This is a genomic window from Caldisericia bacterium, from assembly GCA_026414995.1.
Taxonomy (GTDB): Bacteria; Caldisericota; Caldisericia; order B22-G15; family B22-G15; genus JAAYUH01.
Genome location: JAOAHY010000003.1, coordinates 29,387 through 51,833, shown reverse-complemented (window position 1 = coordinate 51,833; position 22,447 = coordinate 29,387). Strand labels below are relative to the sequence as shown.

Genomic DNA, 22,447 nt, shown 5'->3' with positions numbered 1-22,447 from the left:
TAACTCATTAAAAAAAGGGGCTCTAACTGAGCCCCTTTTAACTTTCAATTTTCTTTCACTTAGTCTATGGATAATAGGTTATAGTTACTTTTTGAAGTGCTGGATCCCAATCAACTTTTGCACCAAATGCTTCTGCTATAAATCTAATTGGAACAACTGTTCTTCCTTGAGGTTCAACAGTAAATGGTGCTACATCAAGAACATATGGTTTTCCATTTACATATGCTATCTTATTTCCAAGTTGCATATCAATTATAACCATAGTTCCATCACTCTTCTTAAGTTCAATATGAATTCCTTCTGTCTTTGGATCCCAATCAACTCTTGCACCAAATGTTTCTGCTATAAATCTCAATGGCACCATAGTTCTTCCAGGAGGCATTGTAAATGGTGCTATCTCATAAATAACAGTTGTTGTAACACCATCTTTTGTTACCTTAATTACTGGTGAATCAATAATCATCTCTATTATTATTTCTCTTCTATATTTAACTGTCTTTGAAACTATTGATGTATTTCCTGCCTTATCTTCTGCTTTAACAACAACATTAAGTTCTTTTTCACCAACAGGAATTGTTAAGGTATATGAGAATGAACCATCAGGATTAACAACCACTGGCTCATTATTTATTGTAACTGTTGCTCCAATTTCTGTTGTACCTTTAACATCAAACGCTCTTTCTAACACATTATCAGGTATTGAAACTTGAAGTTTTGGAGGAGTTGTGTCTAAAGTAACTGAAACTCTTCTTGTTCTTGTAAGAGTTCCTTTTTCTGCCCTTATAACAATTGTATTCAATCCTTCAATTAAAGTGTAAGACGCCTCAAATTTTCCTTCACTATCTACTTCTATCTCTTCATCATTAATATATACAGTTGCCCCTTTATCTGTGGAACCTTTAATTTTAATAACTGGTTTATTAACAAATGAAGGAATTGGATCAATCACAAGAGTTAAGGTTGGTGCTTTATAAATTACATAAATTTCTTTTGTTCCAATATTTCCAAACTCATCAACTGCAATAATTCTTATTCTGTTTGTTCCTTCATCTAAATTTATATAGGTCATAAATGTTCCATCAGGTAATAAATCAACTCTCATTCCATTTACATAAACTGCTGTAACTGAAGAATCGTCTGATACTTTTCCTATAACCTCAATTTTAACTTTTGAACTTGTACTTCCATCTGTAGGTTCAATAACTGTAATATTTGGAGGTGTAACATCTTCTGTAACCTCTTTTGCATAGAAATAGTCATAGAAAACATATTCTTTATCTTGTTTCTTCACAACAATATCATAACCACCAGCGTATTTTGGAATAAAGTTAGTGAATGATACAACTCCTGAATTATCTGTATATCCCTTTAAGTCATAAACAGTTTGAGCATAATTATATGCAAATGTTATTCCAACTTCTGCATTTGCAACAGGATTATTATGGGCATCAACAACTTTAATTTTTATTCTATTTGTCTTGTTTACAATCGCTTTATCAATTAAAGTGCCTTGAGGTGTTGATATTTCAATAGTAACTTTAACAGAGATAAGGTCAAATTCATTAAGAATTACATATTTTCCAACTGGAGTGTCATTTGTTGTGTAATAAAGAATTACTTTAGGTGAATCAGGAAGAGTTGAGTTTTTATTATCTCTTCCATTTACAGTCAATGTTCCAGATGAAACTCCACTAATAGAAACTCTATTCATAATTACTGTTCTAAATCCAAATGGAGCTCCATAAGTATCAACTTTACCATCTGCTCCAACCTCTTTTGCATAAAATGGAGCATTTGTTATTGGATCAAAAAGTGAGAAAGTTATTGTTTCATTAATTTCTGCTGAAAGAATATTATCAGATGGATTTATCACTAATTTTGGTTTAACAACTGGAACATCTATCTCTCCATATGTATCTCTATTTGGACCTATAGCCATTATTCTTGCATTTCCTTCTTCAAGATATGGTTCACCTAATGTTAATGTAAATGTTCCATTCATATTATTTACAAAAGTTGAACCTCTAGAACCAACTGCTATTATTTCTGAACCAGAAGGAACTCCTGGGGCATTTATCAATAATTGATGTTTTCTTCCTGTGAGTATCTTATTGTAAGTTGTCATTCCATCTATAGATAGAAGAGAAATATTAAGCATTTTTTTAGGTTTAATTACAAATGCATAAGGTATATAACCCATAATTTTTGATGTTGGTATACTTGGATCACCTGTATAAACCTTTACAAGAGTGTATCTTCTAACTTCAAATGGAACTTTTGTTTTCTCAGGATCAGATGCATGGTTAAATCCAATGTTTAATTGAGTATAAACTCCATTTAGAATGTTTTGGTTAAGTGGATCAAGGTGAGATGCATCAATTATAATTTTTGGAGTTGGTCCACCAACATTAAACATATCATTAACAGGTGAACCATCTTTGTTATAACCCCAAATCTCTACCCATGCATTGTTTCTTGGAACATCATTTATATCTAAAACTGTTACACTTACTGCACCTATTGCTCCTTGAGTAATTTCTTGAGGAGTTGTTTCAACTTTTATCTTAAATCCCATTATATTTTTGAATTTACTAAATAACTTAAAGTTAACTACACTATCTGAAACTTTGCCATTCTCTTCATCACCTCTATTATCAACTCCTCTTAAACCAAACTTTAGGTTAATTGGCAGTTCAGTGTACATTGTAGGAATAAATTTTAGTTTTATTTCAGTATCACTTCTTGATAACTCTTCAACATAAATTGAATCATCTTTATCAATCAAATAATCTTTTGTTGGGTCAAAAACTACTAAACCTGGAGTTGGTGGTTGATGGAAACCAAAAACAAGAACATAATCTTCTCCAACAACTGGTGGTATCATTTCTCTATCAAGTCTTACAGATGTTAAGTCAACATAAGCATATGGATTATAAAGGGATAGTGGTTGAATTGGAAGAGAAAGAAGAATTGCACCAGCCACTTTTACAACCATTGAGCCACTTCCTGTACCAACTGGTGTGCCTGAAATAAGATATGTACCTTTTGTTATTGGTTTAACCATTTTATTTTGAAGAGTCCATCCAGGTGGAAGTTCAAATGTAAATTTATCTTTAAGATTTAAAGACAATTCATCAACTGGATTTCCAGAAGGATCTGTTACAAAAATTGTGAAGTAATTTAATTTATTTGCGTAAAGAACAGTTGGTTCAACAAGAAGAGTTGCTTTATAATTTGGTGCACCTATTGAAAATGGTCTATAAGGAACAGGATTTCCTACTTGATCATAATATCTTCCATATAGATAATCTCCAAGGGTAGATTTTACATTTCCAACCCTTGTAAATATTGCATAACTTCCTAACTCATCTATTATTGCATAAATCTTAAAGTATCCATTTGGTCCAAGTTTTACTGGTGCATATGTTTGAGGTGGTAAATTTGTTCTTACAATTTCATTTATTGGTCCACTTGATATATTTACTCTTTCATAACCTTTTGTTGGATCAACTTTCCATAGTTCTACATAAACATCATTATTTCCTGGTGTTAAACTATTTGGTAATTGGAGAGTTCCTTCAATTACTTGTGGTGTTGTAAGATCAACTGTTAATTTTGATAAATCAGTTGTTATTGTATCTTTATATTTAAGATAGATAAATTTTGATGTTGGAACAGTATATAAAGCTTCTATTTTATAAATACCATCATATTTTGCTCCATGATAACCTAATGAATCTACCCATCCAGTACCAAGTGAGAAATTACCATTAAGGTCTGTTTGAACATTTACAACAGAAGTTGAACCCCAAGGCTCCAACATTAAATTTTTATCGTAAGGACCTGAAAGAACAATTTGAATGAATTGAAGTGGGTCAAGTTTGCCATCATTATTTAAATCAGAAAGGGTTGTTAATGTTCCAGTTATATTTGAACCAATTATAAAAACATCTCCTGATATTGTAAGTAAAGGAGTTGTTGTAAATTTAAATGAGTATAAATCAAATGTACACCACTTACTTGACGGATAAGATGGTATAACATCTGCTCTTAAAGTAACTGTTATGGTTGTACCAATTGTAGTAATACCAAGTTCTGTTATAGGGATTGAAACATAAATATTTTGCCATGATCCAACACTTGCTGTTGGTGGTGTAAAGTATAACTCTTTTGAAGTTCCAATACTTGTAGTTATTGTTACTTTAAGTTTATCTCCACTTTGATCAACAAACCATTTTACATTTGTGCTAATTTCTGAACCTGAGAATTTTATAGTTTGTTCAAGAACATCTACCAGACTATTTACTTTTATTTTTGCAGAAGTTCTATTTTCTTCTGGTGGAGGTAATGTTGAAGAAATATCACCACAACATGTAGTTTTTATTGTTGCTATTGCATATCCTTCAACACATCTATCTGATAGAGCAGTGAATAATCCAGTTGATGAATCAATTGTTCCAATTGGATACATTGGGTCTATATTAAACAAACTCCAAACTGGTGATGGAGTTATAACAACATGGTCAAGGGGATCAAGAGCAACTGCTGTAAATTGAACTCTTTCACCAGATATTAATGTTATATCTCTTGGAGATACTTCAACTCTTACTGCTGTTGTTACAATTGCATATGTTGGAATAGAATTATAAACGACTGCACCTCCACAAGTTCCATCAACACAAGTATTGTTATATGTAAATGAAGCCCAAATACTATATTCACCACCTGAACAAGCAGTCGATACGAATTTTCCTGTCTTATCAATTGTAGCACCTGGAGTGTAAACATCTGTTAATCTTATATCATCCTTTGTTACATAAGAATCTCCATTTTTATCCCAATAAAGTGGTTCATTTAAATAGTCCCATGAACCATTTGAGTTTCTATCAACAAATTTTATCTTTTCATCGATATTTACATCTACAGATAAAGAATAGCCTAGGTCAGTATCTGTTGCTAAAACATAACCAGGGTTAAGTCCCATAGGTCCACATATTAAACAATTAGAGAGGCAACTACAAGATAAAATTCTATAATCACCTTGACTTACAACTCCATTGTTGTCAACATCAATATATAACCATTCACCAGGGAAATAGTACCAATCATTATTGCTCTGGAACCAAAAACCGTTATCAAAAACTCCATTTCCATTTAAGTCAACAAACTTTACATCAATTCCTCCTGGTAAATCATCATTAAATTGTTTTAAGGCATCACCAATATCTTTATCATTTACCTTTGTTCCTGCTGCATAAAATACTGAACCTCTTTTAACATCAGTAAGTCTAATATCTCCAAATGATACTGCAAAATTTGAATCTTCATCTGAATAAATATATTCACCAACATCAAATGCTGGTGGGAACGGAGCATTTGAATTAATATGTTGTGTATGTCTTTCTTTTAAATTATTAAATGAAATGAGTGCTGTGCCTGCATCCCAATCGCCTAATTGAACCACTGTTCCTGGAGCATATGTTTTACCTACTTTATAAACTTTTGATAATCTCAGGTCACCTGGTGATACAGAATTTGATAAATCATTATCTCTATATATCCACTCACCAGGGTCATATTTTCCATTATTTGCTGGAACATTTATCAAAACATTGTCAGCATGCTTTTCAAAATTAGAAAATTCAACAAGCGGCATACCAAGATCTTCCGGATATGTACCTGTAAATCCAAAAGGATAAGGCATTAAATATTTATTTGTTGTTGTATTTTTTGGATATCCAACACCAAAATTAACATTTTTCTCTGCATTAGGAATTGGATTTCCTGAAATATCTGTAACAATTGCCTTGTATTGAAATTCAGTACAAGGTGCTAACCATTGAGTCTGTGGTGATAAAGTAATTTTTGGAGGACCTCTGAATAAAACAATTTTTGAAGAACCACTTCTTGCTATTCCACCAATAGAAAGGGTTACATTTAGAGTGACTTCATAAGGAGGATCAGCGCTTCCTAAGATAGGTGCAGTGTAAAAACCATTTATATCAATATAACCAGGATTTGTTCCAACTAAATTTGAACTTATCAAAAAGTTAGTAGAAATTCTTAAATCACCAGGAGATACGACATTTTTTTGAATTCCATTAATTAATTTATAGTTCAATACAAAATCTATAATAAAGTTAACTGGTTCATTATCATCCCATACTTTATTTGAATTATAATCACCAAAATGGTAATTAAAAAATAATCTATTTGAAGGATTAGAATATTGTTTCAACATCATAAATGGCCAAACAATTTGAAGTGGATCTAATTTAGATGCATCGAGATCTGTTATTTTAACTTTGCTTCCTGCTTCATAATGAGCAAAGGAGTTTGTTGTCCAAATATTTACTGGTGTTAATCTTACATCACATTCAGATGGTGTCATAGAGTTATCAAGATCAAGATATACAAAATCACAAGAATCAAGACCTTTATCTTTACTAGTATCTGTATTATAAAATCTTAATGATGGAGTTCTAACTCTTATATCGCCAACATCTATTGTGTCACTATTATTTACATCATTATATATTCTTTCAAAAGGTGAATATGTACCTGAATTGTCTGAGTCAAAATAACTGAATATTGGGGGAGGTGCTGTGTTATCTATTGAAGTCAAAGATAAACCAATATCAGTATCAGATGCTAATACAGTTGANCCAGCAGGATATGATTTTCCACCAATTGTAACATTTGACAATCTTTTATCACCTGCTGTAACAGTATTTGAATTATCTAAATCTCTATATATCCAATCTTCTGTCGTAAATGTTGTTGTAAAATCGTAATCATAATATTTTTCATCTGCAGCAAATGGTCTAAGAGCATACCCAGATGTTACATTTGAGTTTGCAGGATAAGTTATTACACCAATTGTAACAGAGGTAAGTCTTAAATCATAGGTTGTTACGGTATTTGATGCATCGTTATCTTTATAAATCCATTCGCCAGGATTATATAAATTATCTGAAACTAAGTTTTCAGCGTGTTTTTCATTCGCCGCAAAGTTTATAAGTGGTTCTCCTAAATCCAAATCACCAAATGGAATTAGTGCTTTTCCTAAATCTAAATCACCAATTGCAACAGTAGAACCTGCTGTATAAGTTGTTGCTCCAATTGTTACAGATGTTAATCTTGTATCTCCTGGAGAAACTATCTTATTATTATCATTGTCTCTATAAATCCACTCTCCTATGTTATACATTAAATTAACATTTGCATCTACAAATTTTTCTGGTGTTCCAGTAGCAAAATTAAAAAGTATTAGAACTGTCCCAATATCAATTTCTCCTGCTGCAACAGTTGAACCAGCAGGATAAACTCCAACAGTAGTTAATCTTAAATCACCTACTGTAACAGTTCCACTATTATCATTATCCTGATAAATATATTCACCTGGATCATAAGTATTTAATGTGGGTCCACCATCAGTATGTTTTACAAATGGATTACTTACAACACTATTTACAGGGTAATTAACTGAACCAATTGTGACAGTTGTTAATCTTGTATCTCCTGGTGAAACATAAAATGGAAATGGATCTATGGGTGCATCTCTATAAATCCACTCTCCGGGCTCAAACGATGCAATTAAATTTATATTATCTGCATGTTTTTCTGTAGCAGCAAAACCTATTAATCCAGTTCCAATATCAATAGCAGGTCCTCCTATATCTTCATCCCCTGCTCTAACTGTTGATGGGTTTAAAAAGACATTTAATGTTCTTAATGATATTCCTATATCAGAATCACCTGCTTTAACAATACTTCCTGGTCCATAACTTCCACCACAAGTTGATGCTGTAATTCTTATATCTCCTCTTGTTACAGAGAAAGAGTTATCAAGGTCAAGATAAACACAATCCATGCAATCATAAACCCCATTATTATTTGAATCACAATATCTAAAATTTGCATCAACACCATCATCAGGTGGATCATTTGGTGCTGCTATTTTAGTTTCAAAATTATCTGAAAATAGAGTTACTCCTGTTAATGTTTTAATATAAAAATCATCCCAATCTGTTCTTCTTACAATTGCATCACCACCATATTGCCATACACCAAAAATTCCTGAAGTAAATGTTGTATCAGTTGCATTTATTATTGGAGTAGTTGGTAAAGGCAAAGATGAGGGACCCCAAAATACTTGAATATTTGATCCATTAGCAACTATTTTTAAAGTATACCAAGTGTTTGCAGATATTGCAGCAGGTAAGGGACTTTGTGTTATTAGAGTTTCAACTCCATTTACTGTCTTTAATAGTCTTATATTAGGGCCCCATATATCAACATAGTAACCATTTGCTTTTGTATTGTATCTTGTAACATAATCATTAAATCTAAATTTAACTCCCCTATGATAACCAACAGTGTTATCAAATGCAATTTTAGTTTCTAAAATAAAATCGGAAAGGTTTTTATTATAAAGTGGATGAATGAATAATGATGTATCATCAGATTTATTCCCTGGCGAAGAAAGTCTTATTGCATAATTAGAACTAAAACCGGGAATCCACCAATGCCAATTTACAGGTGTATGACCGCCAGGTGGTGAAGGTGAAGGATTATTTGGGTCATAAACTATAAACCATCTTGCAGTTGGTATGTCATAAGTTTCATATCCACAATCTTTATCTTCTGGTTTAACCCAATTTCCAAAAGTGTATGTGTATCCTTCAAAAAGATTATTTCCATACATATCAGATGGAATATAATCCATTACACCAGAGGAACCATACCTTGCAAGATAAAATTCTGCTGTAGGACCAGTAGCATATCTATTAGATGAGAAAAATGATGGATTTGGAATTATCTTAACATGATGAAATGGTCCGGGGTAAATATAAAAAGATGGAGAAGATGAAAGCACGGTTTCTTGTGAAGTATTTAATTTCAATGAATAAAAACCAGATTTTGTTGGATTTTTAATACCTGATGTAGTTAAAAAAGTAATTACATGTTCATTTGCTGCTGCTAAATTTATTGATGTTATAACTGCGACTTTTCTATTTAATAAATCTACTTGAACATCAGTTATATTATTGCTTCCATTTATTAAAACTGATGTTTTAGGAATATTTGTTGGTAAATAAAATTCTTTTGATGTATCACCTAATGAATCTTTAGGAAAAGTTATCACTATATTATCAGAATTTGCTGAAATTGAAACACCTAAAATAAATTTAATATCTATTCTAACTAACTCTCCTACAATATTTGGTGTTAATGTAACATTAATAACATTAACAGGATTTGATATAGAAAATGTTAAATTTTTAACAGGGGCGAAGGTTAAAAGAAGGGATAAAATAATTAAAATCCCTAAAAATTTTTTCATTCTTTCCTCTCCTTTCATTCTTTTTTTAATTAACATACTCCCTTATAGCACCTCTCTATTTAAAAATTTTTATATATAAATAAAAAATTAATTTAATTCTCGTTTATATTTTCAATGTTTTCTATGATTATATTATAATCCCTAATTTTATTAAATAAAGATTTTCTTGAAATCCCCAAAAGTTTTGCTGCTTTAGTTTTATTACCTTTACATTGTTTTAATGCTTTAATAATCATATCTTTCTCCACTTTAGCAACAACCTCATTAAGTGGTAAAACTTTATCATCATTTATGTTATTAGATGTAACTTCAACTTTTTTGTTCCCTAAAATTGTTTGAGGGAGATAATCTTTTAAAATTATTTGACCATGAGATGCAACAATTGCATGTGCTATCGCATTTTCTAATTCTCTAACATTTCCAGGCCAGGAATAATTCATAAAGATATCCATAACATCTGGTGCTATACCTGTAATAACTTTTTGATATTTATGTGAATATTTAAAAATAAAATATTCAACAAGATCAGGGATATCCTCCTTTCTATCTCTTAAAGGAGGAAGAGTTATTGTAAAAACATTTAATCTATAATAAAGGTCTTCTCTAAATTTCTTCTCTTCAACAAGTTTCAATAGATTCTTATTTGTTGCTGCAATTATTCTTGCGTTTGTAAAAATTGTTTCAGTTCCTCCAACTCTTTCAAAACTTCTTTCTTGCAAAACTCTTAAAATTTTTGCTTGAAGAGGTAAACTCATATCTCCTATTTCATCTAAAAAAATAGTTCCATCTTTTGCTTGTTCAAATTTTCCAATGTGTCTTTCTTTTGCATCAGTAAATGCACCTTTTTCATGACCAAAAAGTTCTGATTCAAGAAGTCCTTCAGGAATTGCAGCACAATTAACTGTCACAAATGGTTTGTCTCTTCTTGAAGAATTTTTATAAATTGATTTTGCTACAAGTTCTTTGCCTGTTCCACTTTCACCTAAAATTAAAACAGTTACATCTGAAGATGCTGCTTTTCCTATTTGTTTATAAACTTCTTGCATAACTTGAGATTTTCCAATTAACCCTTCTGCTTGAAAATCACCTTCATATTGAATTTCTTTCTTTTTGATTTTTTCAGATAATTTTTTAAGTTCTATTGCTCTTTTTAGGGTCACTCTAATTTCGTCAAGGTCAAGCGGTTTTGTAACATAATCATAAGCACCCTCTTTCATTGCTTGAATTGCAACAGAACTAGTGCCATAAGCAGTCATTAAAATTACAGGAAGGTCTTTGTCAATTTCTTTAATTTTTAAAAATGCCTCCATCCCATCCATCCCTGGCATTTTATAATCCATAAGAACAACATCAGGATAAAACTCAGTTACTTTTTTCAAAGCCTCCTTTCCATTTTTTGCTTTAATTATAATATAATCTTCTTTTAATGCTTCATTTAAAAATTCAAGAATATTTTCCTCATCATCAACAATTAGCACTGTAACTCTATCATTTTTGCTCATATTCATAAAACAATTATACCATTTATATTACTGGAAGATAAACAAAAAAACTTGTACCATTTTGATCTGAATTGAACCATATCTTTCCATTATGCATTTCAACTAATTTTTGTGAAATTGGTAGACCAAGACCTGTTCCTTTTTCTTTTGTTGTAAAAAATGGAGTGAAAATTTTCTCTTTATCTTCTTCTTTTATTCCAAATCCAAAATCTTTTACTTCAATTAAAATTCCATCTTCATATTTTTTTGTTTTAACAATAATTTTTCCATTAAAATCAGAACTATCAATTGCATTTAATATCAAATTGAGTAAAACTTGCTCCATTTGTTTTGGATCGAAATTAAATTTTGGATCATAAACTAAATCTAACTCTAAATTTATATTTTTCTCACTGATTTTTTCCTGAAGAAGAGAAACTGAATCTTTTATAACACTTGAAATGTTTGACAAAATTTTGTTTGGAGGAGATGGTCTTCCATACATAAGTAAATCTTTTACAATATCTTCTAACCTTTTTACTTCATTAAGAATTGTTCTTGTATATTTTAATTCATCACCATCATTTTCAAATTTCTTTTCAAGAATTTGTGCAAAACCTTTAATAGCAGTTAAAGGATTCCTTATTTCATGAGCAACACCTGTGGTAAAAATTCCAAGAGTTTTTAATGACTCTGTTCTTCTTTTCTCTTCAAGAAGTTTAACTTCTTCAGTTATATCTTCAACTGTAATTAAAATTTCATCTGTATTAAATGGAGTTGAAAGTATGTTAAATATTTTTTCATCTTTTCCAATTTTTACTCTTTTTTCTTTTAAGTTTCCCTTTTCAAAAAGACCGAAAAGAAGATTTTTTAATATTGGGATTGTGTTAAAATTTTTTTCAAGAATATCTTTTTTCTTTAAATCCAATAGTTTTTCAAATGCCCTATTAACTTCTTTTATTGTTCCATCTTTTGTAATAACAAGTACCCCTGAATTTATAGTTTCAAGAATTTTTTCAGAATTACTTCTTGTTATTAAAAGAGTTTGAGCAAGGTCATTAATTGCAAAACTTATTTCACCCATCTCTCCAGACATTTTAGGAAGTTTAAATGAAAGATCCGTTTTTAAATTTTCTAAGCCTTTTTTGATTGTAGTAACTTTTCTTACAAAAATTGTTGATATGTAAATTGCAAAAAGACCAGAAATCAAAACAACTATATAAAGTATGTTTCTTTGAGTTAATTTGAGTTGGTTAATTTTTGAATAAACTATCTCTTTTGGTTCTTCAACCCAAACATAACCTGACTCCTCTTCATTTTCATAAAGAGATAAAACAACTCTATATTTTTCTGAAAAAGTAGAGGAGGATTCATAAAATGCAACTGGTCTATTAAAATAATCTCCATATATGAAATATCCAACACCATAAAGAGGATTTTGTTCATGAATTGTATATGTATAATCTTCCAATGATCTTTCAAGATACAACCTTTTAGCTGTTTTTAAATCTATCTTTTGAATAGATGCGGTTGTTATTAACCTTTCAATTATTCTTGTATAAGCTATTTCAAGTTGTTTTGCAATTGTTGTTAACTTTTCTTCTTCTGCCTTCCAGAGGTTTTCTTCCATGGTTCTAATCATAATAGAACCAAGAAGAAATGTTGAGATTATCACAACAACAAAAAATGAAACAATTACTTGAAACCTTAATGAATTAAAAAATTTCATCTATATCTCAAAAACATTTTTAATCGAAATCCAATAATCATCAACCTTTTTAGTTTTATTTAAAACTTCTTTTAGAGGAATTGATGTAATTTCACCATTCAAAAGTGTTGCCATTTTTCCAAATTCACCATTTTTTACCATATCAACTGCTTTTATTCCAAGTCTTATTGTTAAAATTCTATCAAAAAGAGTAGGAGCGCCACCTCTCTGAACATGACCAATTTGAGCAACTCTTGTGTTTATATTTAATTCATCCTTTATAATTTTTCCAAGATAACTACCAACACCTCTCTCTTGAAGAAGTTTATGACCAAATGCATCAACCTCAACTTCTTCTCTTTCTGCAACCTCAACCCCTTCAGATACACAAATAACTGCGTATCCTTTTCTTTCAAATGCTCTTTTTACTTTTTCAACAAATTTATCTTTATCAAATTTTTCTTCTGGAATTACTGTAACATCAGCTCCACCTGCTAGACCTGTAAAAAGAGCAACCCATCCTGCTTCTCTTCCCATAACTTCAAGAATCAAAATTCTTTTCATTGCCTTTGCTGTATCTTTTAATTTCTCAAGAGCATCCATTGAAATTGTTGTTGCAGAATCAAAACCGAATGTATAATCAGTTCCAAAAACATCATTATCCATTGTCTTTGGAACTCCAACTGTATTCACCTTATATCCTTCATAGAGTTTTGCAGCAACACTTAAAGTATCGTCTCCTCCTATTGCTATAAGAGCGTTGATTTTTTCTTTATTTAATGTTTCTAAAATTCTTTCAACTCCCCTTTCTTCTTTAAATGGATTTGTTCTAGATGAATACAAAATAGTTCCACCTAAATTTAATATATCTTCAACATCTTCAAGTTTGAGAAGCCTTCCATTATCTTCTATCAATCCTTTCCAACCATCAAAAAAACCAAAAACTTCAAAACCGTAATTTAAACTTCTATAAAAAACTGCTCTTATTGTTGAATTTAATCCTGGACAATCTCCTCCACCTGTCAAAACTCCTATTCTCATATATCTTACCTCCTTATTTTTAAGATACCTCTTTATAATAAAAGTTTTCTATCCCAATTAATTTAGATAAATTTGAAAGAAGAGATGGTGTGAGATTTACCATATATTTTTCAGAAAGAGAAACTTCAACCTTTTTACCATTGATCTGTAAATAAATTGTTACTGGTGTAGTTCCTTTATTTTCTTTAAGTGAAATCGATAACTTTTCTAATATATCATCTTTTAGTTGTTCTTTCTTAAGGTTTATATATAAATGAAAGTTTGATTTATTCTCATCTTTTACCTGAATGTCTTTTATTTTATCGTCAAGTTCACTTTTGTGTATAAATTCTATGAATTTTGTCATTCTTAGAGAAAATCTTTCATCTTCAATTTTGAGTTCACCTTCTATTTTAATAAGACCTTCTTTTCTCAAATAACTTTCAATTGTATCTATTTGAGAATTAAATACTAAAACATCTACTTTTCCACTTTCATCTTCAAGGACAAATTTTAAAAAACCTTCGCCCTTTTTTGTTGAATGGTGTTTAAATGAAATAATTGAACCAATTATATTTACAATTTTACCACTCTCTAAAAGTGGTAATTCAGAAATTTTTACTTCATCTTTTCTTAATTTTTCAAGATAAAATTTAAGAGGGTGTCCTGAAAAATAAAAACCAAAGGCTTCTTTTTCCCACTCTAAAATTTTACTCTCATCAACTTTTCTTCTTTTTTGCGGAACTTCATTAAATAAAAGAGGTTTTGTTTTCTCATCACTTTGAAGTTCTTCAAAAAGTGCTGCTCTATCTTTTGAAAATTCGTCAAAAGCTCCAGATTTTATTAGTGCTTCAATAACTTTTTTATTTATTTTAGTATTTTTACATCTTGAGAGAAAATCATAAAATGACCTAAACTCTCCTTTTTTTCTTTCATTTATAATATCAATTGCCGCATTTTCGCCAACATTTTTTATTGCAGCAAAACCAAATCTAATTCCTTGGTCTTCAAGCGTAAAATATATATCACTTTTATTTATATGAGGCGGTAAAATTTTAATTCCAAAACTTTCAATATCTTTTATATAAATTTCCTCTTTATCTTCATTTCCAGCAACAGATGATAAAAGAGAAACAAAATATTCATTGGGATAATTTGCCTTTAAATATGCAGTTTGATAAGATATCATTGCATATGCTGTAGAATGAGATTTATTAAATCCATATTCTGCGAATTTTTCTATATAATTGAAAATTTTTTCTGCTGTGCTTTTATCGATTCCATTATTAACACATCTTAAAATAAAATCTTCTCTATTTTTTTCCATCAAATCTTTTTTCTTTTTACCAATTGCTTTTCTTAATAAATCCGCTTCAGCAAGAGTATAACCAGCTAATTTTTGTGCAACTTGCATAACCTGTTCTTGATAAACCATAATTCCATAAGTAGGTTTTAAAATATCTTCAACTTTTGGATGAAGTACTTCATATTTTTCATTTGAGTTTTTTCTTTTAATATACTCCTCAACTTGACCAGATTTAAGGGTTCCAGGTCTATATAAAGATAAAACTGCAATTATATCTTCAATGTTTGTAGGCTTTAAACTTGAAAGTACTTTTCTCATTCCATAAGATTCTAGTTGAAATACTCCTATTGTTTTACCATCTCTCAGAAGTGAGAAGGTCTTTTCATCATTGAGTGGAATTTTTTCTATTTTTATTTCTATTCCTTTTCTCTCTTTTATTAATTTAATTGTCTCATCAATTACAGTTAATGTTCTTAAACCAAGAAAGTCTATTTTAAGAAGACCTAAATCTTCAAGAGAATCTTTATCATATTGAGTTGTGATTCCTTTATCTTTTGTTAATTGAAGTGGTACAATTTCAGAAAGAGGGCCCTCACCAATTACAACTCCTGCTGCATGAGTTGAAAAGTTTCTGTTAATACCTTCAAGTTTCATAGCAATTTGAAATAGTTCTTTCTTTTTTTCATCAGCATTCATCTCTTTAAGCAAAAGTGGTTCTTTTTCAAGTGCTTCCTTAAAATCTAAACCAAAAGGAATTAATTTTGCAATTCTATCCATCTCTGAAACAGGATAATTTAAAACTCTTCCAACATCTCTTATTGTTCCTCTAGCTTCCATTTTTCCAAAAGTAGCGATTTGAGCAACTCTATCTTCACCATATTTTCTTCTAACATAATTTATAACTTCATCTCTTCTATCATCTGCAAAATCAATATCTATATCTGGAAGAGAGATTCTTTGAGGGTTTAAAAATCTTTCAAATAGAAGATTGTATTTTAATGGATCAACATCTGTAATTCCTAAAAGATATGAAACAATACTTCCTGCTGCACTTCCTCTACCAGGTCCTACCCTTATTCCATTTCTTTTGGCATAAGAAACAAAATCACTAACAATTAAAAAGTAATCAGAAAAACCCATATCATGAATTGTTTTAAGTTCCATTACAAGTCTTTCTTTAATCTCATCTGTTATTTTTTCATATTTTTCTGGAAGAGCTTTTTCACATAATTCTTTTAAAACTTTAAATGGCTCTTCTCCTTCTTTTAAAGGAAACTTTGGAAGTTTAGGAATTTGGAGTGGTATTTCTAAATTACACTTCTCTTTTATTTCAATTGTTGTATAAATTGCTTCAGGAATTTCTTTAAAAGTAGCCCACATCTCTTCAAAAGATTTTAAGTAAAATTCATCTGTTTCAAATTTTAATCTATCAGGATTATCAATTGTTGTTTGAGTTTGAACACATAAAAGTATTCCATGAACTTTGGCATCTTCTCTATTTAAATAGTGAACATCATTTGAAGCAAAAATTTTTGTATTTGTTTCTTTTGCAATTTGAACAAGTTTTGGTAAAACTTCTTTTTCTTCTTTTAAATTATGATCTTGTAGTTCAATATAAAAATCATTCCCAAAAATTTCTTTAAATTCATAAATTCTACTTTTTGCTTCTTCATACCTTCCTTCAAGAATATAAGAAGGTATTTCTCCTTTAACACAAGAGGTTGTAAGAATTAAACCTTTATTATGTTTTCTTAAAACTTCTATATCTATTCTTGGTTTATAATAAAATCCCTCAAGATGAGCTATTGTGACAAGTTTAGATAAATTTGAATATCCTTCATAATCTTTGGCAAACAAAAGTATATGATAATTTTCTCTATCTTCTTTTCCTTTCTTCTCATGTCTTGAAGTTGGAGAAAAGTAAAGTTCAACACCAATTATCGGTTTAACTCCTACCTCTTTTGCTTTTTTATAAAATGGAATAACTCCATATAATCCACCATGATCAGTTATTCCAACTGAATCCATATTGAGTTTTTTCAATTTTTCAAAAAGATCATCAAATTTTATCAAACCATCAAGAAGTGAATATTCAGTATGAAGATGAAGATGAACAAAACTACTCATTTTTAAGCTCCTCAATAAAAACTTCTTTTAATAAATCTGGATCTAATCTTCCTTTACTTTTTGCCATTGCTTGCCCTATTAAAAATTGCAAAACTTTGTTTTTTCCTTTTTTGTAATCTTCAACTACTTTCATATTTTCTTTTATAACCTCTAAAACAAATTTTCTTATTTCCTCTTTTGAAGTTATTGGCATAATATTTTCATTTTTAATTATATACTCAAGTGATTTTCCTTCAAATAAAAGTTCAATTATCTTTTTTAATATTTTTGAAGAAATCTTTTTTTCATAAAACATTTTTAAAGATTCAGCAAAATCTTCGGGTGAAAAAGGTATTCTATCTAAATTTCTCTCATTAATAAATCCTAAAATATCTGTTAAAAGCCAATTTGAAATTACTTTTGGCTCGTTGAAGAAATTAATTGTTTTAAAGTAAAAATCTTTAATATATAAATTTGAAACAATGGTTTCAATTTCTGTTTCTGTTAGAGAAAATTCTTTTAATTTCTCTCTTATATTTTGAGGTAACTCCTTTATGTTTTCTTTTGCTCTATTTAAAATATTATCATCAATTAAAAGAGGAGGAAGATCAGGATCTGGGAAATATCTATAATCTTCTGCCTCTTCTTTTCCTCTCATTGAATATGTTTTTCCATCGCTCTCATTAAAATGCCTAGTTTCTTGAATAACCTCTTCTCCCTTGTTAATTAAATCTATTTGTCTTTCAATTTCATATAAAAGAGCTCTCTTTACAGATCTAAATGAATTCATATTTTTTACTTCACATCTTGAGTGTCCTCTTATTGAGATATTTGCATCACATCTTAAAGCTCCTTCTTCCATATTTCCAGTTGAAACTCCAAGGTATATTAAGATGAGTCTTAGCTCCTCAAGAAATTCAACAGCCTCCTCAGGAGAAGATAAATCTGGATAGGTTACAATTTCTACAAGAGGAACACCAGATCTATTATAATCAACATAAGAATAATTAGCTTCAATTATATCTTCTGGATGAATTAGTTTTCCTGCGTCTTCTTCCATATGAACTCTTTTTATTCTAATTTTTTTGTTAGTTTTTGGAAGAGAAAGATAACCTTCTTCAGCAAGAGGAATATCATATTGAGAAATTTGATATCCTTTTGGAAGATCTGGATAAAAATAGTTTTTTCTATGAAATAGAGATTTTTTGTTTATCTTGCAATTAAGTGCTTCTGCAATCATTAATGAATAAATCAATGCCTTTTCATTTAAAGAGGGCAATGCACCAGGAAGACCAAGACAAACTGGACAAATATTTGTATTTGGAGGAGCGCTAAAATCAATCTTACATGAACAAAAAAGTTTTGTTTCAGTTTTTAGTTGTGCATGTATCTCAAGGCCAATTATAACATCGTTCATACTCACATCTCCTCAGGTGTTGATACACCCATTAAATTTAACAATATATTTAATATAATTTCAACACACTTTACAATTGCATATCTTCTATTCCTTGTTTTTTCGTCGTTCTCTGACAAAACAGGATAATCATGATAAAATGTATGAAATTTTTTTGAAATCTCTAGTGAGTGAAATGTTAATAGATGCGGAGCATATTTATTTATTACTTGATATAAAATTTCTTCTGTATAAATCAATCTATTTAATATTTCTCTTTCAAGATCTGAAAAAGAAAGATCTAAATTTTCAAAATTTATTTCTATTCCTTTTTCTAATTTTTTTCTTTCTATTGCTTTACCTCTTGTATATGCATATTGAATATAAAAAACTGGGTTTTCCATATTTTTCTTTTTTGCAATTTCTATATCAAAATCAAGTGGACTTTCAGATGCTCTTGATAAAAATATAAATCTTACAGTGTCTTTGCCTATATCATCTATAAGTTCTCTCAAAAGAACAAATTCACCACTTGTTTTACTCATTTTTATCTCTTTTCCATAAGATTTTAAGTGAACTATCTGATAAAGAATAACATTAAGAAAATTATGGGGTATTCCAAAAATTGAAAGCGCATTTTTAAGTGGTTCAATATGCCCAATGTGATCCCAACCCCAAATATCTATTACAAGTTCAAAACCTCTTCTCCATTTATTTATATGATATGCTATGTCAGTAAGAAAGTAGGTATAATCTCCATCACTTTTTACTAAAACTCTGTCTTTCTCATCTCCAAAAAGAGTTGATTTAAACCAAACTGCCCCATCTTTTTCATAACTCATATTTTTATCTTTTAATATTTTTAAAACCTCTTCAACCTCCCCCCTTTCTCTCATCTCTCTTTCTGAAAAAAAATTGTCAAAATATACTCCAAAATCAGATAGATCTTTTTTTATCCAACCAATAATAATATTTAAAATTTCTTCTCTAAATTTTTCTCTATTATTTAAAAGATAAATTTTTTTGCTGTCAATAATATTCCTTGCAATTTCTACTACATACTCTCCTCTATATCCATCCTCTGGAAATAGCACATTTTCTCCTAAAAGTTCTTTAACCCTTGCATAAACTGAATCAACTAAAAGTTCTACCTTTTTTCCAGCATCATTTAGATAATATTCTCTTTGGACATTAAAACCAAGATAAGCAAATACATTAGCAAGTACATCACCAATAACTGCATTTCTTCCATTACCAAGAGTTAAAGGACCTGTTGGATTTGCAGATACAAACTCTATTTGAATTTTTTTATTAGATTTTAAAGAATCTTTTAAAAAATTAACACCATCATTTAAAAGTTTTTTTATGAAAAAAGAGTAAAATGCTTCAGAAAAAAATAAATTTAGAAAACCAGGTTCAACTATTTCAACTTTTTTAAAATATTTATCATTTTCAAACTCTTTTTTTATCTCTTCTCTAATAGATTTATCTTTTAAATTTATTAAAAAATCTGATGATATATCGCCAAAATTTTTATTTTTTGGTATGTTTAAATTAAAATCTTTTGAATTTAAATTGAATTTCTTGAATTTTTCTTCAAAAATAGGTCTTAGAATCATTTATCTAACAACTCCAATTATCCTGTTTATTACTCTTTTAACATTTTTTATTTTACTAACTTTTTCCTCAATTGAATAAAGTGTATTTTGATTATATGCTTCACCTTCTAGAAATACATTACCTGATATTGATATAAAATTTATTTTATCACTTGAATATTCTGGTCCCTTTAAAATTTCTCTTATGTTGTTCTCAATTTCAATATCAATACTTTTTTCATCTCTTAATGTTATTCCATTTATAATTTCTATAACTCCTGGAACCTCTGATGCTTTATCTAAAACTTCTTCTCTCTCTTTCTCATTTTCAACATTTCCTCTAAGGTAAAGTACTTTATTTAACACTTTAATTTTTAAGTTAAAAATTTTATTTTTCTTTAAATTATCATAAACCAAACTTTCAATAATAAAATCATTAACATTAAAACTTGGTTTAATTTTTATAAAATTGTTAATTTTTGTTAGTTTTAAATTAGAAAGAATTTTTTCGATTTGCTTTTTTTCTTTTAAATTATTTACATTTCCATATATATTTAGAACTCCTCCTTTATAAGTTATGTTAAGATTTTTAAAACCTTTCTCTTCAAGTATTTTTAAACTCTCTTCCGCTATATTTGCATCCAAACTTCTTTTTATCTCATAAGTTAGATTGTTTATAACTTTTTTAATACTTTTTATTTCTTTTAATAAATTTTCAATCTCATTTATCACTTTTTCACTTGACACATTTCCTTCAAGAATAACTTCTCCACTTTTTACTGTTATATTTATCTTTTCTTTTTTAAGAGCTTCATTTTTATCTATTAAATTTTTTATTTTTTTTAATATATTTAAATCTTTTAACTTCAAACCCTTCTCATCAGAAGGGGCTATTCTTCTATCCATCATTGCCCTCCTTTCATTTATTTTTAAAATTCCTCATTCTCTATATTCTCTTCTACTCTTTCAACCTTACCCTCAAAAAATTTAAAAAGGGTTTGGAGTTCATCAGACTTTTCAATTTCCTCTTTTTCTTTTATATAATCCTCTTCACTTTGAAGTGAAAATATAAGATCATTAACTCTATATCCAAGATTTAAAAGAGTTTTTTTAATTTCATCTTTTTTGCTCTCAACCGTGTCTTTTTGAAATTTATATGGAAATGGAAATTCTATATAAATTTTTTCTTCCTCTAACTTAATAAATCTTCCAAATCTCAGCATAGCATACAGTGCTTTATTTGATTTTTTCAACTCATCAAGAAAATCATTCCATAAAAAACTTCTTTTTTCTTCTTTTTTTATTTGAATAGTTTCAGAAGTAACCTCTTGAGGTGATTTTACATAAACTTTTTCAGGAAATTTTTCTTTTGAAAATTTTAAAAGGAGCTTTAAAATTTTTACTTCAAAAAGAAATCTTGGATAGTGTGAATATCTCAACTCAGAACTCAAGTTTATTAAAGTATCAAGAGTCTCTATAAGAAAATCTTTTTTAAAAAAAGAGAGAGTATCGTCATCTCTTTTTTCATCAAAAATTTTCAAAAAGAGAACTTTTCTCCCAAAATTTATTAAACCCCTTAAAATTTCATTTATCTCTTTTCCTTCTTCAACCAAATTATGAATCAAAGTAAGAAACAAGGAGTCATCTCCTTGTAAAATAGAAGTATAAATTTTTTTATAAATCTCATCTTCACTTTCACCATATAAAGACAATAAATCTTTTAAACTGACTTTGTTCCCACTAAATAGAACAATCTCTTCTAAAGTTGAAATAAAATCTCTTAATGAACCTTCTGAATAATTTGCTATTCTTTCTAGAACTTCATCTTCTATTTCAATTTTTTCATTTGTTGCAATCATCTTTCCTGTATCAATCAAATCTTTTATGCTTATTCTTTTGAAGTTAAATCTTATACATCTTGAAATTATTGTTAAAGGTAATTTTTGTGGATCAGTAGTTGCAAGAATGAAAATGGTTTTTTCAGGTGGTTCTTCAAGAGTCTTTAATAGAGCGTTAAATGCTTCTTGAGTTAGCATATGTGCTTCATCTATTATAAAAACTCTGTATCTTCCAAAAGTTGGTGCAAGATTTACTCTTTCTTTTAAACTTCTAACTTCATCAATACCTCTATTTGATGCTCCGTCTATCTCTATAACATCAATATTTGTACCTTCATTTATGCTTATGCAATTTCTACAAACATTACATGGTTTTGATGTAATTCCTGATTCGCAATTTAAACCTTTGGAAAAAATTCTTGCAATTGTTGTCTTTCCTGTTCCTTTTGGACCTGAAAATAGATATGCATGTGAAATTTTTTTCATTTCAAGAGAATTAATTAATACCTTAACTATGTGTTCTTGACCTTTTATTTCACTGAAATCTTTGGGTCTATATTTTCTATATAGGGTGAGATATTCCATTTTCCTTTTGCCTCAAAAAAGTGAGTTTCATAATAAAATTATAATAGAAAATTCTTAATTTTT

At 29.1% G+C, this 22,447-nt stretch carries 9 protein-coding genes; all 9 read right to left on the bottom strand.

Features of this window, described 5'->3' with window-relative positions; genetic code table 11:
- Positions 1 to 64 precede the first annotated feature (64 nt).
- Positions 65 to 9,346, bottom strand: coding sequence for a stalk domain-containing protein (locus N3D74_01945; GenBank protein ID MCX8094943.1), 9,282 nt, complete (start codon positions 9,344 to 9,346; stop codon positions 65 to 67).
- 92 nt (positions 9,347 to 9,438) lie between these two features.
- Positions 9,439 to 10,848, bottom strand: a complete 1,410-nt coding sequence (locus N3D74_01940) for a sigma-54 dependent transcriptional regulator (GenBank protein ID MCX8094942.1) — start codon at positions 10,846 to 10,848, stop codon at positions 9,439 to 9,441.
- Positions 10,849 to 10,870: 22 nt separating this feature from the next.
- Positions 10,871 to 12,556 (bottom strand): ATP-binding protein, encoded by a 1,686-nt coding sequence (locus N3D74_01935; GenBank protein ID MCX8094941.1) that lies wholly within the window; start codon positions 12,554 to 12,556, stop codon positions 10,871 to 10,873.
- Positions 12,557 to 13,576 carry a 6-phosphofructokinase gene (locus N3D74_01930; GenBank protein ID MCX8094940.1) on the bottom strand — a complete coding sequence of 340 codons (1,020 nt, stop codon included), beginning with the start codon at positions 13,574 to 13,576 and terminating at the stop codon, positions 12,557 to 12,559. It abuts the gene before it with no gap.
- A 19-nt stretch (positions 13,577 to 13,595) separates the two neighbouring features.
- A complete protein-coding gene (locus N3D74_01925) occupies positions 13,596 to 16,988 on the bottom strand; it encodes a DNA polymerase III subunit alpha (GenBank protein MCX8094939.1) in 3,393 nt (1,130 codons plus the stop codon).
- The gene (gatB, locus tag N3D74_01920; protein MCX8094938.1) at positions 16,981 to 18,384 is read right to left on the bottom strand and encodes an Asp-tRNA(Asn)/Glu-tRNA(Gln) amidotransferase subunit GatB; all 1,404 of its coding nucleotides are present in this window, start codon (positions 18,382 to 18,384) and stop codon (positions 16,981 to 16,983) included. The genes N3D74_01925 and gatB overlap by 8 nt, the downstream gene beginning before the upstream one ends.
- A gap of 2 nt (positions 18,385 to 18,386) precedes the next feature.
- Positions 18,387 to 19,982, bottom strand: a complete 1,596-nt coding sequence (gene argS / locus N3D74_01915; GenBank protein MCX8094937.1) for an arginine--tRNA ligase — start codon at positions 19,980 to 19,982, stop codon at positions 18,387 to 18,389.
- Positions 19,983 to 20,867: a BON domain-containing protein gene (locus tag N3D74_01910; GenBank protein MCX8094936.1), complete on the bottom strand. Its 885-nt coding sequence runs from the start codon at positions 20,865 to 20,867 to the stop codon at positions 19,983 to 19,985.
- A 23-nt stretch (positions 20,868 to 20,890) separates the two neighbouring features.
- Positions 20,891 to 22,384, bottom strand: a complete 1,494-nt coding sequence (gene dnaX, locus N3D74_01905; protein ID MCX8094935.1) for a DNA polymerase III subunit gamma/tau — start codon at positions 22,382 to 22,384, stop codon at positions 20,891 to 20,893.
- Positions 22,385 to 22,447 lie beyond the last annotated feature (63 nt).